Below are 16,330 nucleotides of genomic sequence, written 5' to 3' on the forward strand. Positions count from 1 at the left end.
CACGCCCCTTTGGGTGGCGTTCGGGGGGGTGCAGGCCGGGGGCGCAAACCTGTGCCCGCGGGCCCCCCCCGGCCCCCCCCCCCCCCCCCCCCCCCCCCGCGCCCCCCCCGGCCCGCCCCGGGGGGGCCCGCGGCCCTTCCCGCGGGGAGCGGCGCTCCCGCACCCGGGGACCACCACCCGGGTGCGGGAGAGGATCTTCCGTGTACGGCCCACGGATGGGAGGCTGGCGGTATGGACCTCATCGCACGTCTGCGCGACGGCCTCCCCGCGGAAGCGATCCTCACCGACCCGGACGTCACCGGCGCCTACGCCCACGACATGGCGAGCTTCTGCGCGGCCGGCACCCCCGCCGTGGTCGTCCTGCCGCGCACCGTCGAGCAGGTCCAGCACGTGCTGCGCACCGCCACCGCACTGCGCGTCCCGGTCGTCCCCCAGGGCGCCCGCACCGGCCTGTCGGGCGCCGCCAACGCCAGCGACGGCTGCATCGTGCTCTCCCTGGTCAAGATGGACCGGATCATCGAGATCAACCCCGTCGACCGGATCGCCGTCGTCGAGCCCGGCGTGGTCAACGCGGTGCTCTCCCGCGCCGTGAGCGAGCACGGCCTGTACTACCCGCCGGACCCCTCCAGCTGGGAGGAGTGCTCGATCGGCGGCAACATCGGCACCGCCTCCGGCGGCCTGTGCTGCGTCAAATACGGCGTCACCGCCGAGTACGTCCTCGGCCTGGACGTCGTCCTCGCCGACGGGCGGCTGCTGAAGACCGGCCGGCGCACCGCCAAGGGCGTCGCCGGCTACGACCTCACCCGCCTCTTCGTCGGCTCCGAGGGCAGCCTCGGCATCGTCGTGCGCGCCGTGCTCGCCCTCCGGCCCGAGCCGCCCCAGCAGCTCGCGCTGGCCGCCGAGTTCCCCTCCACCGCCGCGGCGTGCGAGGCCGTCTGCCAGATCATGGCGCGCGGCCACGCCCCCTCGCTGCTCGAACTCATGGACCGTACGAGCATCCGCGCCGTCAACGCGATGGCCAACATGGGTCTGCCGGACAGCACCGAAGCCCTGCTGCTGGCGGCCTTCGACACCCCCGAACCGGCCGCCGACCTGGCCGCCGTCGGCGCGCTGTGCGAGGCCGCCGGCGCCACCGAGGTCGTACCGGCCGGGACCGCGGCCGAGTCCGACCTCCTCCTCCAGGCGCGGCGGCTGACGCTCACCGCCCTGGAGCGCGTCCGGTCCGCCACGATGATCGACGACGTGTGCGTACCGCGCTCGCAGCTCGCCGCGATGCTCGACGGCACCGCCGCCATCGCCGAGAAGTACGGCCTGACCATCGGCGTCTGCGCGCACGCGGGCGACGGCAACACCCACCCCACCGTCTGCTTCGACCCCGGCGACGCCGACGAGTCCCGGCGCGCCCGCGAGTCGTTCGACGAGATCATGGCGCTCGGCCTGGAACTGGGCGGCACGATCACCGGCGAGCACGGCGTCGGCGTCCTGAAGAAGGAGTGGCTGGCCCGCGAGCTGGGCCCGGTGGGCCTGGAGATGCACCGCGGCATCAAGGCGGTCTTCGACCCGCTGGGCCTGCTCAACCCCGGGAAGCTGTTCTGAGCGGGCCGTACGGGGGTACGGACACCGGGCCCGACCGGCACCTTCTAGGGTCAGGGCCATGAACTCCGACCTCTGGACCGCCATCGCCATCGCGGCCGTCATCATCGTCGTCCTCGCCTCCGCCGGGGACGCGCGCCACAAGACCCTCGACCGCCGGCTCCGGTACATGGACCGCAAACTCGACCTGATCATGGAGCACCTGGGCATCGAGGAGACCGGCCCCGAGGGCATGGCCGAGATCGACGCGCTGCTGCTCAAGGGCAGGAAGATCGAGGCCATCAAGCGCTACCGGGAGCTGACCGGCGCGGGTCTCGCGGAGGCCAAGGAGGCGGTGGACCGGCGGGAGCGCTGATCACCGGCCGTCCGGCGGACACCCCGCCACATGTGGCCGGGCCGGGCACCCGGGACGAGGATGGAGCCGATGGCCGCGACGCCGATCCCAGGGAGCGATGAGCGATGCCAGCCACCACAGAGGCCGACGGGGCCGCCGGACAGGACACGTACGACGTCGTCGTACTGGGCGCCGGGCCCACCGGTGAGAACGTGGCCGACCGGGCGCACGCCCTCGGCCTGAGTACGGTGATCGTGGAGAGCGAACTGGTCGGCGGCGAGTGCTCGTACTGGGCCTGCATGCCCAGCAAGGCGCTGCTGCGTCCGGTCACCGCCCGCGCCGACGCGCGCCGGGTGCCCGGCCTGCACCACGCCGCGTCGGCGCCGCTCGACACCAAGGCGGTGCTCGCGCACCGCGACGCCTACGCCTCCCACTGGCAGGACGACGGCCAGGTCCGATGGCTGGAGTCGGCCGGCATCGACTTCGTCCGCGGCCGGGCCCGTCTCGACGGCCCCCGGCGCGTCGTCGTCGCCACCGGCACCGGCGAACGCGCCCTGACCGCCCGGCACGCCGTCGCCGTGTGCACCGGCAGCCGCGCCGTACTGCCGGACCTCCCCGGGCTGGCTGCCGCCCGCCCGTGGACCAGCCGCGAGGCGACCAGCGCCCAGTCCGTGCCGCCGCGCCTGGTGGTGGTGGGCGGCGGGGTCGTCGGCGTCGAAATGGCCACCGCCTGGCGGGCCCTGGGCTCCGCGGTGACCCTCCTGGTGCGCGGCGGCGGGCTGCTTCCCAAGATGGAACCGTTCGCGGGCGAACTGGTCGCCGAAGCGCTGGCCGAGGCCGGCACCACCGTACGCACCGGCGTCTCGGTGACCGCGATGCGCCGCGAGATGCCCAACGGACCCGCCACCGTCGTGCTCGACAACGGCGAGGAGATCGTCGCCGACGAGGTGCTGTTCGCCACCGGCCGCGCGCCGCGCACCGACGACCTCGGCCTGGAGACGGTGGGCCTGGAGCCCGGCTCCTGGCTGGAGGTGGACGACACCTGCCGGGTACGCGGCGTGGCGGACGGCTGGCTGTACGCCGTCGGCGACGTCAACCACCGCGCGCTGCTGACCCACCAGGGCAAGTACCAGGCCCGGATCGCCGGCGCCGCCATCGCGGCCCGTGCCCGGGGCGGCACCGGCCTGGACACCGGCCGCTGGGGCGCGCACGCCGCGACCGCCGACACCGCCGCCGTACCCCAGGTCGTCTTCACCGACCCCGAGGCCGCCTCTGTGGGCCTGACCGCCGCCGAGGCCGAACGCGCCGGCCACCGCACCCGCGTCGTCGACCACGACCTCGGTTCGGTCGCGGGCGCCGGCCTCTACGCCGACGGCTACCGCGGCCGCGCCCGCATGATCGTCGACCTGGACCGCGAGGTGCTCCTCGGCGTCACCTTCGTCGGTCCCGCGGTCGGCGAACTGCTCCACTCGGCGACCGTCGCGGTGGCCGGCGAAGTCCCCCTCGACCGCCTCTGGCACGCGGTGCCCGCCTACCCGACGATCAGCGAGGTGTGGCTGCGGCTGCTGGAGACGTACCGGGGCTGAGGACACCGGACCGGCCGCGCCCGGACCCGCGGCGCAGGGCGCAGGTCCGGGCGCGGCCGGTCCGCCGACGTAGGTCGGATTCCCGATGGCCGCGCGCGGGACGCCGCCGTACGGTCAGGAGTGCAGGGCTCAACGGGCCTGAAAAGCACCGGACTTCGCAGGAGGCTCACCGTGTCCGTACACCTTGACCACACCATCATCCACGCCACCGACAAATTCGCGTCCGCCCGCTTCCTCGCGGGCCTGGCCGGGCTGGACGAGCCGACGGCGTTCGGCCCGTTCGCCGCCGTGCAGGTCGCGGACGGCCTGACCATCGACTACGCCGAACACGTGGTCGAGCGGGACGCGATCGTGCCCCAGCACCTCGCCTTCCGGGTCTCCGAGGAGGACTTCGACGCGATCTTCGCCCGGATCCAGGAGCGCGAACTGCCGTACTGGGCGGACCCGTACCGCCGCAAGCCGCAGGAGATCAACCATCTCGCGGGTGGCCGCGGGGTCTACGTCAGCGACCCGGACGGCCACGCCATCGAGTTCCTCACCCGCAAGCACAGCCTGGCGGACCTCGGTACCGGGACTTCCTGACCCTGCTCCGCCCCTGATACGTCCGGCCCGGACCGTACGGCACGCCCTCAGGCCCCGGCCTCCGGCGACTCGTCGGACGGCCACGGGTCGGACAGCCACAGGTCGTCCCGCGGCGCCATGGCGAACAGTTCGCTCAGCCCTTTGTCCAGCCCCAGGTGCTCGTGCTCGGTGCCCGGCGGCACCACCCGCAGCGTGCGCTCCAGCCACGCCGAGACCGCCGCGGCCGGCGCCTCCAGCAGCGCGTCGCCGTCCGGGGAGCTGAGCGCCATGCAGATCAGGTTGCGCCCGTCCACCTTCGCGGGCCACACCCGCACGTCACCGTGACCGCACGGCCGGAACACCCCCTCGACGAGCAGTTCGCGGGCGAACGTCCAGTGGACGGGGGTGTCCGAGCCGATGTGGAAGGTCACGTGGATGGCGTAGGGGTCGTCCGTACGGTAGGTCAGCCGGGCCGGTACGGGAATGCTGCGCTCCGGCGACAGGACCAGACCCAGCTCCAGCTCTCGTTCCACCACGGTGTGCATGCGGTCCGCCTCTCTCTCTACCTGCTGCGGGCCCATGGGACGGGGCCCGCACCTGGATAGAGGCCGTGGCGCGCAGACCATTACGCGACTTCGCACAACTTTTTTCGCGGGCCTCTTCCAGGTGGTCCGGCCCGGCCGGGGCGCCCGGCCCGACCCTCCGTCTGATAGATGTGGACGCTGCGTTGCGGCAGACTGCACATGCCCCACCCACCACACCAGGCCGAGAACAGATACGGGACTTCGGACATGAGCGCCCCTTCCTCAGGATCCGCCGGCGGCAGCCCCACGCCAGGCTTCTACCCGGACCCGTCCATCCCCGGCTACATCCGGTACTGGAACGGTGCCGCATGGGTGCCGGGCACCAGCCGTCCGGCGCCCGCCGAAGGCGAGGCGCTGCCCGCACCGCCGCCCGCCGCCGCCGCACCGGCCCCCGCGCCCACCCCCGCCGTGGAGGAGACCGGGCCGGTCTTCCTCGACGAGGAGGAGCCCGACGGGCCGGCCGAGGCGGGCGGTGCTCCCGGCGCGGGCGCGCCGGCCTCCGCCTGGCAGGCCGACACCGCCCGGCAGAACGGCTTCGGGGGCGAGCCGGACCGCCGTATCTCCTGGGGTTCGCCCGAGGAACAGCGGCAGGCCGGGCTGCCGCAGCAGCGGGACGAGGCCGCCGCTCCCGCCGGGGCCCCGGCGGAGGGCGAGACGGCCCCGCGCTCCGAGGGCACGGTCACCATCCGCGCCGTACGGGACGACGAGGGCCCGCGCGGCGACCACGGGACGACCACGATCCGCGCCGTACGCCCCGGCGGGAACACGGGCGGCAAGAGCGACACGATGGCGATCCGGGTGGCGCCGCAGTCCGCGCCGCAGTCCGGCCCCGCGCCGTCGTCGCCCGTGCCCGGCACCACGGCACCGCAGCCGCTGCCGTCCACCGGAGCGCAGCAGCCGGCCGCTCCCGGGCCGCGGCAGGGGGTCGCGCAGCCGGGCCCCGGCGGTCCGGTCCCCGCCGCCCAGGGCCCGGCCCAGCAGGCGCCGCAGGGCCCCGTACAGCCGCAGTCCGGCCCCGCGCCCGCCGCACCGCCGGTCCAGCACCAGCCGTTCCCGGCTCAGCAGGCTCAGCAGGCTCAGCAGGCTCAGCAGGCTCAGCAGGCTCAGCAGGCTCAGCAGGCACCGGCTCCGCATGTGCCGGTGCACCAGGCGCCGCCGCAGCCCGCCCCGGGCCCCGCTCCGCAGGCTGCCGCCCCGGCCCCGGCCCCGGCCCCCGCCCCCACTCCGCAGGCCCAGCCCGGCGGCCCCACCCCGTTCTCCGGCTTCGCGCCGCAACAGGACGGCGGGGCGGCGGAGGGCGTCGTACCCTGGAAGCCGCCGGCCTCCGACCCGTTCCTCGCGGCGGCGCAGGCGCAGGGCCGCCCGGCCTCCCTGGGCCGCCGGTTCGCCGCGCGCCTGATCGACACGCTGGTCCTGGCCGCCATCACCGGCGCCGCCGCCGTACCACTGTGGGGCCCGGCCGTCGACCACATCGACGCCAAGGTGGAGGCCGCCAAGCAGTCCGGGCGCGAGGTCACGGTCTACCTGCTGGACGGCACGACCGGCCCCTACCTGGCCATCGTGCTCGCCGTGCTGCTGATCGGCGGTGGCCTGTACGAGGTGCTGCCCACCGCCAAGTGGGGCCACACGCTCGGCAAGAAGCTGTGCGGCGTCAAGGTGCTGGACATCGAGAGCCACGACACCCCGCCGCTGTCCGCGGTGATCAAGCGCTGGCTGGTGTACGGGGTGCTCGGCGTCCTGGCGGTCGGCGTCGTCAACGCGGTGTGGTGCCTGTTCGACCGCCCGTGGCGGCAGTGCTGGCACGACAAGTTCGCGCGTACGTTCGTCGCGGAGAAGTAACGCCGGGAAGCAGCCCGAGAAGCCCCGGGAAGTCCCCGGGAGCACCTCGGAAAGCGCCCTCCGCCGCGCCCGGCCCGGCCGCTCACCCGGACGGCCCTCCTCGGATGCGGGGACCGGCGGACCGGGTTCGACTCGGGCCATGAGCACCGACCAGCCCAGGCCCGGCTCCGGCGGCGAACCGCCGGAGGACGACCCGTTCCTGAAGAAGCCGCAGGAACCGCCGTCGGGCGGCGCTCCGTACCGGGACGAGCCGGCCGGTGGCCCTCCGTACGGCGGCCGGCCGGCGGACGGCTCCCCGTACGACCGGCCCGCCAACGCCACCCCGTACGGCGAGCCGCCTGCCGGCGGGGACCCGTACGGCGGCGCTCCGCCGCCCGGCGGGCCGCCCCCGCCCCCGTACGGCGGTGATCCGTACGGCGGCAACCCCTACGGCGGCCAGTACGGCGCCGCCGACCCGCTCGCCGGGATGCCGCCGCTGGCGGGCCGGGGCCGCCGGCTGGTGGCGCGCATCATCGACTGGATCATCGTCTGTGTACCGGTCGGCCTGATCATGAGCGCGGTCGTCGGCGGCTTCGACTACTGGACGACCGACGGCACGGACACCGGACGCCAGGCGTCCGTCTCCTTCGTGACGATGCTCGTCTATCTCGTCTACGAGGGGCTGATGCTCACCAGCCGCGGCCAGACCGTCGGCAAGATGGTGATGAAGATCCGGGTGGGGATGCTGGAGAACGGCGCGGTGCCGGCCGGACAGGCGGGGTGGGTGCGGGCGGCGGTCTACACGCTGCCGGAGATCGTGCCGTGCTGCGGCTTCATCTTCTGGCTCGTCAACGTCCTGTGGTGCACTTGGGACAAGCCCTACCAGCAGTGCCTGCACGACAAGGCCGCGAAGACCGTGGTGGTCTCCGCGGCCTGACGGGCGGCGGTCCGGGCCCGGCGCGTCCGGCGCCCCGAGCCCCTTACGGCGCGGCTCCGGCGCGTCAACCGGCGGTCGGCGCACCCCTCCTGCGAGCGGTGCCCGGCCGCCTACGCGCGTCCACCAGCCACGGACGGATGACTAACGGGAGTGCTCGCTGACGCGGGTCCGGGAGGAGACGCCCGCGTGGGGGCGCTGGCGCGGCAGGCGCGCGGCCGGCGTACCGGTGGCGGCCGGCAGGTGTGCGCCCGCGCGCCGCGCCGCACGGCGCGCCACATGAGAAGCCCCCGGCAGCGGCGCCGTGATGGCGACCAGCAGGCCGAGGGCGAGAGCGGCGACGGCGATGACCGCGATGCCTGCGCCGTTGCTCGTCTGGGAGAGCAGCAGCATGGCGAGGGCCGAGAAGACGACGGTGGCCGAACCGTAGGCGAGCTGTGCGGCAGTCGGACGAGGCATGGCGGATCCGTCCTCAAGAGGTCGGCAGGGGTGTGGTCGACAGGGGCGCGCGCCGTCAAACGACTCTACGGTCCTTACTGCCCGAGCGGAACTGGCGGTAAGCGTGACCTAACCCACGGTTCCGGAGCATAGGGGGCGCACGGATTCATCCCTGGTTTGAACGTCCCTGACCGGTGCATCGATCGGCGTGTGCGGAGCACGCCGTGGGGGAGGCGCCGGGGGGAGTGCGGGTACGTACGGAAACGTGCACGGAAGTGTCCGATAGACGCAACCCAGGGGTCGAAAACCGTACTTCTCTGTCGTGACCAAGTCAAGGTCTGTCTTTTCCCCTCCCCTTCCGGTCAAATGCTGGCATCCAGTGACCGTTTCCTTAGGGGAGGAATGCGCCAAGTGAGAGCCAAGAGACGGGCGTTCAGACCGGCCGCCCTGGCCACCGCCGCCGCCGCGATCGGGGCGGCCGCCCTGTCTTCCGGCGCGCCGGCGCAGGCCGACGACGGCCACCGGCCGCTCGCCGTCCAGCGGCAGGACCCGGGAACCCCCGCCAGGCAGGCCGTCGACCACGACCTGAAGGGCCCGTTCAGCGACCAGCAGGCGGCGCAGCGCAAGGAAGCGCTCCAGCAGGTCATCTCCGGCGACGCCACGCCGACCCGGCGCGGCGCCTCCCAGGTCGTGAAGGTGGGGGGCAAGTACGTCGAACTCGCCCGCGAGAAGACCGACAAGATCTTCACCATCCTGGTCGAGTTCGGCGGCAAGGTCGACGACACCACGATGTACGACCCGGACGGCGACGGCCCCAAGCCCCCGGTGAAGAAGTACGGCGGCAAGCCGGGCCCCGCGCACAACACCATCGCGCAGCCCGACCGCCGCAACGACAACTCCACCGCCTGGCAGAAGGACTACGACCGCCGGCACTTCCAGGACCTGTACTTCTCGCACGACAAGAACAAGGAGTCCCTGGCCAAGTACTACGAGAAGCAGTCCTCGGGCCGCTACTCGGTCGACGGCGAGGTCTCCGACTGGGTCAAGGTCGACTGGAACGAGGCCCGTTACGGGTCCAACTACTGCGGCTCCACCAACTGCCCCAGCGCCTGGGACCTGATCCGCGACGGCGTCAACCGCTGGGCCGAGGACCAGAAGGCCAAGGGCCGCACCGACGCCCAGATCAAGGCCGACCTCGCCAAGTACGACCAGTGGGACCGCTACGACCACGACGGCGACGGCAACTTCAACGAGCCCGACGGCTACATCGACCACTTCCAGATCGTGCACGCCGGCGAGGACGAGTCCGCGGGCGGCGGCGCGCAGGGCACCGACGCCATCTGGGCGCACCGCTGGTACGCGTACGGCAGCGACTCCGGCCGCACCGGCCCGGCCGGCAACAAGGCCGGCGGCACCCAGATAGGCGGCACCGGCCTCTGGGTCGGTGACTACACGATGCAGCCCGAGAACGGCGGCCTGGGCGTCTTCGCCCACGAGTACGCCCACGACCTCGGTCTGCCCGACGAGTACGACACCACCGGAACCGGTGAATCCTCCGTCGACTCCTGGTCGTTGATGTCCGGCGGCTCCTGGCTCGGCCGCGGCAAGGACTCCATAGGCGACCTCCCCGGCGACATGAGCGCCTGGGACAAGCTCCAGCTCGGCTGGCTGAACTACGCCAAGGCGAAGGCGGCCACCCGGTCCACCCACAAGCTGGGCGTGGCCGAGTACAACACCAAGGACAAGCAGGCCCTGGTCGTCGAACTGCCCGCCAAGTCGGTCCGCACCGACATCGTCAAGCCCGCCGAAGGCTCCCACCAGTGGTGGAGCGGCATGGGCAACGACCTGAAGAACACCCTCACCCGCACCGTGGACCTCACCGGCACGAAGAAGGCCGCGCTGACCCTCAAGGGCTGGTGGGACATCGAGCAGAACTACGACTACGCCTACGCCGAGGTCTCCACGGACGGCGGCGCCAACTACACGCCGCTGGACGGCACCGCCGACGGCAAGCCGATCTCCCGCGACGGCAGCGACCGGCCCGCGCTGACCGGCACCTCGGGCGCCTACCAGGACCTGGTCTTCCCGCTCGACGCCTACGCCGGCAAGAAGATCGAGCTGCGCTTCCGCTACCAGACCGACGGCGGCGCCGCCCAGAAGGGCTTCACCGCGGACACGGTCACCGTCACCGCCGACGGCAAGCCGCTGTTCACCGACAACGCCGAGGCCGGCGACAACGGCTGGACGGCCAAGGGCTTCTCGCGCATCGGCGCGTCCTTCACCAAGGACTACCCGCGCTACTACATCGCCGAGAACCGGCAGTACGTCTCGTACGACAAGACCCTGAAGACCGGTCCGTACAACTTCGGCTGGGCGTCCACCCGTCCGCAGTGGGTCGAGCACTTCCCCTACCAGAACGGCGTGCTGATCTGGGTGTGGGACACCTCGCAGCCGGACAACAACGTGGGCCGGCACCCGGGGTACGGGCAGATCCTGCCGGTCGACGCCCACCCGAAGGCCGAGAAGTGGTCGGACGGCAAGCTGATGCGCAACCGCTTCCAGACCTACGACTCGACCTTCACCCGGCACCGCACGGACGCGCTCACCCTCCACAAGGACGGCAAGGTCACCAAGATCAAGTCGAAGCCCGGGGTGACCGTCTTCGACGACCGCAAGGGTGACTACTACGACGAGACCAACCCGACCGGTGGCGTGATCGTTGCTGACACCAACACCCGGATCACGATCCTCAAGGAGGCCGGGAACGGCTCCACGGTGACCCTCCAGGTGGGTCCCTCCACCAGGTAATCAGCAAAACCGCAGGTCAGAAGCTAATCGGCCGTCGCCCCCTAGCGGGCGGCGGCCGATCGCGTTTAGATGCATCCTGCGAGTTCTTGTTGACACCGAGTCTTACGGGGTAACCATGCCGACCACCGGAGGAGGGTTCACCAGGCTTCCGGGCGGAAGCGTGGTGGTCGCCCTCGCACTGCCCAGACCGGGCGACCACGGCCACCGCGTCCGCGTCCTGGTCCACGCCGTCAACCGCCAGCGCGCCCTGACCAGGCTGCGCAACCTGGGCCTGCGCGCGGTCTACCTGCGCGGCAACACGGAACCGCCCACCCCGGACGAGATCACCGCCGTCCTGCACCACCCCGACGGCCTGGTCTGGCGGGAGTCCCCCGAGGACGACACGGAGTCGTGGCACCCGATACGGGCGCTGCTGCGGCCCGCCTGAGGCCCTCGGAAGGGCGCCCGGGCCCGCCCCCGGCGGACCGGCGGCGCAGGGCGCGCAGCCACCGAGTGAGCCCGGCCCCTCAAGCGGCGATGATCACCGGCTTGCCCGTGAGCTCGACCCCGGCGCCCCGCATCTCCGCCACGGCCCGCTCCGTCGTCCCCGGCGCCACTCCGGCCGTCAGGTCCAGCAGCACCCGCGTACGCAGCCCCTCCCGCACCGCATCCAGGGCCGTGGCCCGCACACAGTGGTCCGTGGCCAGCCCGACCACGTCCACCTCCGTGACCCCGTGCGCGCGCAGCCAGTCCGCCAGCGGGCGCCCGTTCTCGTCCACGCCCTCGAAGCCGCTGTACGCGGCGGTGTGCGCGCCCTTGGAGAAGACCGCGTCCACCGCCCCTGACGTGAGCGCCGGCGCGAAGTTCGGGTGGAAGCCGCTGCCCTCCGTACCGGCCACGCAGTGCGGGGGCCAGGACGTCGCGTAGTCCGGGCGCGCCGAGAAGTGGCCGCCGGGGTCGATGTGGTGGTCGCGGGTCGCCACGACGTGCCGGTAGCCGCTGCCCGCCGCCTGCCCCACCAGATCGGTGATGGCGGCGGCCACGTCCGCACCTCCTGCCACGGCGAGGCTGCCGCCCTCGCAGAAGTCGTTCTGCACGTCTACGACGATCAATGCCCGGTGCATGGTGCGAGCCTTCCGGCTGGGGAGCGGTGGGGGAGTGGGCGCGGAGCGATGTGACCGAGGGTAGCCACTGCCCGCGCCGAGGGGGAGTGGGCACCGGGAGCGCGGACGGGCCGGCGCCGCGGCCCGCGGCTGCCCCCGGGCCCCCTCACACCTGCTCCGTGGGCAGCACGGCCTCCCCCCGCGACAGCTGCATCGCGGACATCGGCAGCCCGCCCCGCGCCGCGATGTGCCGCTCCCGGGGCGCGTCCAGGGGCTCGCGGGCGACCACCTCGCCGCCGCGCACCAGCGGCACGGCCAGCTGCCGGTCGGCCAGCTCCGGCGGTACCGGGCCGGTCCCGACGACCTCCGCCTCGGCGACGCCGTGCTCGTCCAGCCGGCGCGCCGCCCACTTGCGGCCGCCGAGCGACGCCTTGCCGCCCATGGACTTCTTCGCCACCGGCCGCAGCGGCGCGTCCGGCGCGTCGCTGTCCGCGCGGGCGACCAGCTTGTAGACCATCGAGCAGGTCGGGTGGCCGCTGCCGGTGACCAGCTGTGTGCCCACGCCGTACGCGTCCACCGGCGCCGCCGCGAGCGAGGCGATGGCGTACTCGTCCAGGTCGCTGGTCACGACGATCTTCGTGTGGTGCGCGCCCAGCTCGTCCAGCTGCTGGCGCACCCGGTGGGCGAGCAGCAGCAGGTCGCCGGAGTCGATGCGGACCGCGCCGAGGCCCGGGCCGGCGGTCTCCACGGCCGTACGGACCGCCTCGGCGACGTCGAAGGTGTCCACCAGCAGCGTCGTACCGCTGCCCAGCGAGTCGACCTGGGCCCGGAACGCGTCCCGCTCGCTGTCGTGCAGCAGGGTGAAGGAGTGGGCGCTGGTGCCGACCGTCGGGATGTTGTAGCGGAAACCGGCCGCCAGGTCGGACGTGGAGTGGAAGCCGCCGACGTACGCCGAACGGGCGGCGGCCACCGCCGCCAGCTCGTGGGTGCGGCGGGCGCCCATCTCGATCAGCGGCCGGTCACCGGCCGCGACCGCCATGCGGGACGCGGCGGCGGCCACCGCGGAGTCGTGGTTGAGGATGGAGAGGATCACCGTCTCCAGGAGGACCGCTTCGGCGAAGGTGCCCTCCACCCGCATGATCGGCGAGCCGGGGAAGTAGACCTCGCCCTCCGGGTAGCCCCAGATGTCGCCGCGGAAGCGGTAGTCGGCCAGCCAGTCCAGCGTGCGCGCGTCCAGGATGCCGCGCTCGCGCAGGAAGCCGAGAATCGTTTCGTCGAAGCGGAAGTTCTCCACCGCGTCCAGCACCCGGCCGGTCCCGGCGACGACCCCGTAGCGGCGCCCTTCGGGCAGCCGCCGGGTGAAGACCTCGAAGACCGAGCGGCGGTCCGCGGTCCCGGACCGCAGCGCGGCCTGCAGCATGGTGAGTTCGTACTGGTCGGTGAAGAGCGCAGTCGACGGCACGGCCACCGGCAGCCCCAGGTCTGCTGTGTTCATGGTGAGGATGCTACCTCCCGTACTCGTCACTCTGACGATTTCCCCGGGCCTTTCCCCGGGCCGTTTGTGCGATGCCCCACCACGGGTGGCAGCATGGACACCGTGAGCGCCGACCCGTCTGCCACCATCGCCCTTCGATCGACGCGCTGCGCGCTCAGCGCCCCCGTGGAGATCGAACGACCCGAGTCCAGCGAGGCACCCTCCGAGGTGCCCGACCCGGACGTGCCCTGGGTCACGTTGGTGCACAACGACCCCGTCAATCTCATGAGCTACGTGGCGTACGTCTTCGAGACGTACTTCGGCTACTCGAAGAGCAAGGCCCGGCAGCTCATGCTCGACGTTCACCACAAGGGGCGGGCGGTCGTCTCCAGCGGCAGCCGCGAGGAAATGGAGCGTGACGTGCAAGCGATGCACGGCTACGGCCTGTGGGCGACCCTCACACAGGACCGCTGATGGCCGGCCACTTCGAGCCCCTGCCCGGCGGCGGCGCGGCCGCCCCCCTCGACGAGGTCGAGATCTCCATCCTGCGCAGCCTCGCCGTCCAGCTCATGGAGCTGATCGGACCGGGCGAGGAGGCGGCCGAGGGCGAGGACCCGCTCGCCGCGCTGTTCACGGAAGGGCCCAGCGAGCCGCCCTCCGACCCGGCGCTGGCCCGGCTCTTCCCGAACGCCTACGGCGGCCCGGACGAGGTGCCGGACGACGCCACGCAGGCCGCCGCCGCCGAGTTCCGCCGCTACACGGAGAACGACCTGCGTGCCCGCAAGCGCGAGGACGCGCTCGCCGTCGTACGGGCCCTGGACGCGCTCGGCCCGGTCGGCGGGGCGGGCGGTACGGACGCGGAGGGCGCCGTGGACGGCGCGGTGCTGCGTCTGAAGCCGGACGAGTCGCGGCAGTGGCTGGGGGCCCTGAACGACCTGCGGCTGGCCATCGGCACCCGCCTGGAGGTCACCGACGAGGACGAGGGCGGCGAGCTGCTGCGGCTGCCGGACAGCGACCCGCGCAAGCCGATGGTGATGGCGTACCTGTGGCTGGGCGGCCTCCAGGAGAGCCTCATCGAGACGTTGACGGCCTGAGTCTGCGGGCGTACGGGGTGGCGGAGACGGCCCGTGCCGGCCTCCCGGCCGGTGATATTCGTCGCTCCCGGTGCGGCGTCCGGAGTCGTCCACCCCGGCGGTCCGGCGCCTCCGGGCGGCCCGCTCCGGCCCCCGCCCGGGGGCCCGCGGCCCGTCCCGCGCCCGGCTTCCGGGGCGCCGCGCGCCCCGCGGATGCCCCGTCCCGGATGTCCGGTTCGGCGGGGCCCGCTCAGCGGACGCTCAAATCCGGATAACGATCGCGTCACCGGCCCTGACTACCCAGCAGCCCATTACAGCATTTATCCTACTTTTCTTGTGCTCGGCTCCACGACATCACTGGTAGCTGTGCGCGGGGCCGTGATAGATGTTCACGACCTGCCGTGAGTGACGCCACCCCTGTTGCTCCGGGAGCGCTTGGCCGGCCGACCGTCGGCGTGCAGGAACTCCATCCGGGGGGATCGGAACCCGATCCGGACAGACCGGGTCGGAATGGAGAAGGGCGCACCATCCATGACCTCTGTGCAGGTCGAAAAGAAAGCAAGCGGCAGCGACGCCGCGGGATCTGCCTCCGAAGAGGGGTACCAGCGGGGGCTGGGAAACCGGCAGATCCAGATGATCGCCATTGGCGGCGCCATCGGAACCGGCCTGTTCCTCGGAGCGGGCAAGGCGATCTCCAAGGCAGGACCCAGCATCATTCTGGCCTACGCCATCGTGGGCCTGGTCATTTTCTGCATCATGCGGGCCCTGGGCGAGCTGCTCATGTACCGCCCGGTGTCGGGCTCCTTCTCGGAGTACGCCCGTGAATTCCTCGGTCCGTTCATGGGATTCGTGACGGGGTGGACGTACTGGCTGTTCTGGGTGGTCACCGGCATCACGGAAGTGACTGCAGCCGCCACCTATGTGCAGTACTGGAACAAGGGAATACCCCAATGGGCGTCCGCCCTGGTCTTCACGGTCGCCCTGTTCGGAATCAACCTGATCTCCGTGAAGCTCTTCGGTGAGCTGGAGTTCTGGTTCTCGATGGTCAAGGTCACCGCGATCATCGGCATGATCCTCATCGGTCTCGGCGTGATCACCATCGGATTCTCCGACGCCGGTGACACCGCTTCCTTCACCCTGCTGTGGTCGGACGGCGGATTCTTCCCGAAGGGCATCGGCGGCACGCTGATGACCCTGCAGATCGTGATGTTCGCCTTCCTGGCGGTCGAACTCGTCGGTGTCACCGCGGGCGAGGCCACCAACCCGAAGAAGGTCCTGCCCAAGGCGATCAACACCGTGCCGTGGCGGATCGGCCTCTTCTACATCGGCGCGCTGATCATCATCCTGTCCGTCGTCAGCTGGACCGTCTTCAAGCCGGGCGTGAGCCCGTTCGTCGCGGCCTTCCAGCAGATCGGCCTGCCGGCCGGCGCGGCCATCGTCAACTTCGTCGTGCTGACCGCGGCGCTGTCCTCGGCCAACTCCGGCATGTACTCCACGGGCCGGATGCTGCGCGACCTCGCGCTCAACGGACAGGGCCCGAAGCTGTTCACCCGCCTGAGCAAGAACGGCCTGCCGACCTGGGGCACCGGTGTCTCCGTCGCGATGATGCTGTTCGGCGTGTGGATCAACTACCAGTGGCCGGGCAAGGCGTTCGACCTGGTGGTCTCCTTCGCGACGATCTCCGGCATGTGGGCCTGGATCATGATCCTGCTGTCCCAGCTGCGCTACCGCGCCAAGGCCAACCGCGGCGAGCTGCCGCAGTCGGAGTTCAAGGCGCCCGGCGCCCCGTACACCTCGATCTTCGCGCTCGCCTTCATCGGCATGGTGATCGTGATGATGGGCGTGGACCCGGACGCCCGGGTCTCGCTGTACGCGGCACCGTTCTGGGCGCTGGTCCTGGGCGTCAGCTACCTGGTGCTCAAGGCCCGCAACCCCGACATGTTCGGCAAGTCGACCGCTGCCGCCGTGGGGGCGGATGCGGCCGGCAAGGGCGGCGGGAAGAGCTGAGAACCGCCCGCGCCAGGCGGGCGGTCCAGCATGCGGGC

At 72.3% G+C, this 16,330-nt stretch carries 15 protein-coding genes; 11 read left to right on the top strand and 4 right to left on the bottom strand.

From position 1 onward, the window contains the following. Positions 1 to 231: 231 nt before the first annotated feature. The 4 genes from ACH4FX_RS32295 (at position 232) to ACH4FX_RS32310 (ending at position 4,095) form a co-directional block, all read left to right on the top strand. Positions 232 to 1,596 carry an FAD-binding oxidoreductase gene (locus ACH4FX_RS32295; protein ID WP_398484980.1) on the top strand — a complete coding sequence of 455 codons (1,365 nt, stop codon included), beginning with the start codon at positions 232 to 234 and terminating at the stop codon, positions 1,594 to 1,596. 58 nt (positions 1,597 to 1,654) lie between these two features. Then, a complete protein-coding gene (locus ACH4FX_RS32300; RefSeq protein WP_398484981.1) occupies positions 1,655 to 1,948 on the top strand; it encodes a ribosomal protein L7/L12 in 294 nt (97 codons plus the stop codon). Between the two features lie 104 nt (positions 1,949 to 2,052). Further along, complete coding sequence (locus ACH4FX_RS32305; RefSeq protein ID WP_398484982.1) at positions 2,053 to 3,513, top strand: dihydrolipoyl dehydrogenase family protein; 1,461 nt, start codon at positions 2,053 to 2,055, stop codon at positions 3,511 to 3,513. A 171-nt stretch (positions 3,514 to 3,684) separates the two neighbouring features. Next, entirely contained in the window at positions 3,685 to 4,095 is a 411-nt protein-coding gene (locus ACH4FX_RS32310) for a VOC family protein (RefSeq protein ID WP_398484983.1), read from the top strand. A gap of 47 nt (positions 4,096 to 4,142) precedes the next feature. Here ACH4FX_RS32310 and ACH4FX_RS32315 read toward each other — a convergent pair whose 3' ends face one another. Beyond that, positions 4,143 to 4,619, bottom strand: coding sequence for an SsgA family sporulation/cell division regulator (locus ACH4FX_RS32315; RefSeq protein WP_398484984.1), 477 nt, complete (start codon positions 4,617 to 4,619; stop codon positions 4,143 to 4,145). A 246-nt stretch (positions 4,620 to 4,865) separates the two neighbouring features. Here ACH4FX_RS32315 and ACH4FX_RS32320 point away from each other — a divergent pair, with 246 nt between their 5' ends. Continuing rightward, complete coding sequence (locus ACH4FX_RS32320) at positions 4,866 to 6,497, top strand: RDD family protein (RefSeq protein WP_398484985.1); 1,632 nt, start codon at positions 4,866 to 4,868, stop codon at positions 6,495 to 6,497. Positions 6,498 to 6,636: 139 nt separating this feature from the next. After that, positions 6,637 to 7,413 carry an RDD family protein gene (locus ACH4FX_RS32325; protein ID WP_398484986.1) on the top strand — a complete coding sequence of 259 codons (777 nt, stop codon included), beginning with the start codon at positions 6,637 to 6,639 and terminating at the stop codon, positions 7,411 to 7,413. 141 nt (positions 7,414 to 7,554) lie between these two features. Here ACH4FX_RS32325 and ACH4FX_RS32330 read toward each other — a convergent pair whose 3' ends face one another. Then, on the bottom strand, positions 7,555 to 7,869 hold the full coding sequence (locus tag ACH4FX_RS32330; RefSeq protein ID WP_398484987.1) for a hypothetical protein: 315 nt from the start codon (positions 7,867 to 7,869) through the stop codon (positions 7,555 to 7,557). A gap of 381 nt (positions 7,870 to 8,250) precedes the next feature. Here ACH4FX_RS32330 and ACH4FX_RS32335 point away from each other — a divergent pair, with 381 nt between their 5' ends. Together ACH4FX_RS32335 and ACH4FX_RS32340 are read left to right on the top strand one after the other, a co-directional pair. Further along, complete coding sequence (locus ACH4FX_RS32335; protein WP_398484988.1) at positions 8,251 to 10,656, top strand: immune inhibitor A domain-containing protein; 2,406 nt, start codon at positions 8,251 to 8,253, stop codon at positions 10,654 to 10,656. Between the two features lie 115 nt (positions 10,657 to 10,771). After that, positions 10,772 to 11,083, top strand: coding sequence for a hypothetical protein (locus tag ACH4FX_RS32340; RefSeq protein ID WP_398484989.1), 312 nt, complete (start codon positions 10,772 to 10,774; stop codon positions 11,081 to 11,083). Between the two features lie 79 nt (positions 11,084 to 11,162). Here the strand turns inward: ACH4FX_RS32340 and ACH4FX_RS32345 are convergent, their stop codons facing one another. Both ACH4FX_RS32345 and ACH4FX_RS32350 read right to left on the bottom strand, forming a co-directional pair. Beyond that, positions 11,163 to 11,759 (bottom strand): isochorismatase family protein, encoded by a 597-nt coding sequence (locus ACH4FX_RS32345; protein WP_398484990.1) that lies wholly within the window; start codon positions 11,757 to 11,759, stop codon positions 11,163 to 11,165. Positions 11,760 to 11,904: 145 nt separating this feature from the next. After that, on the bottom strand, positions 11,905 to 13,233 hold the full coding sequence (locus tag ACH4FX_RS32350; RefSeq protein ID WP_398484991.1) for a nicotinate phosphoribosyltransferase: 1,329 nt from the start codon (positions 13,231 to 13,233) through the stop codon (positions 11,905 to 11,907). Positions 13,234 to 13,326: 93 nt separating this feature from the next. Between ACH4FX_RS32350 and clpS the strand changes: the two genes are divergently transcribed. From clpS to ACH4FX_RS32365, 3 genes are all read left to right on the top strand, one after another. After that, entirely contained in the window at positions 13,327 to 13,686 is a 360-nt protein-coding gene (clpS, locus tag ACH4FX_RS32355) for an ATP-dependent Clp protease adapter ClpS (protein WP_398484992.1), read from the top strand. Further along, positions 13,686 to 14,306, top strand: coding sequence for a DUF2017 domain-containing protein (locus ACH4FX_RS32360; RefSeq protein ID WP_398484993.1), 621 nt, complete (start codon positions 13,686 to 13,688; stop codon positions 14,304 to 14,306). Before clpS ends, ACH4FX_RS32360 begins: the two co-directional genes overlap by 1 nt. A 510-nt stretch (positions 14,307 to 14,816) precedes the next feature. Continuing rightward, positions 14,817 to 16,292 (top strand): amino acid permease, encoded by a 1,476-nt coding sequence (locus tag ACH4FX_RS32365; protein ID WP_398484994.1) that lies wholly within the window; start codon positions 14,817 to 14,819, stop codon positions 16,290 to 16,292. Positions 16,293 to 16,330: the final 38 nt, after the last annotated feature.

Source organism: Streptomyces sp. NPDC018019 (assembly GCF_044327805.1).
GTDB lineage: Bacteria > Actinomycetota > Actinomycetes > Streptomycetales > Streptomycetaceae > Streptomyces.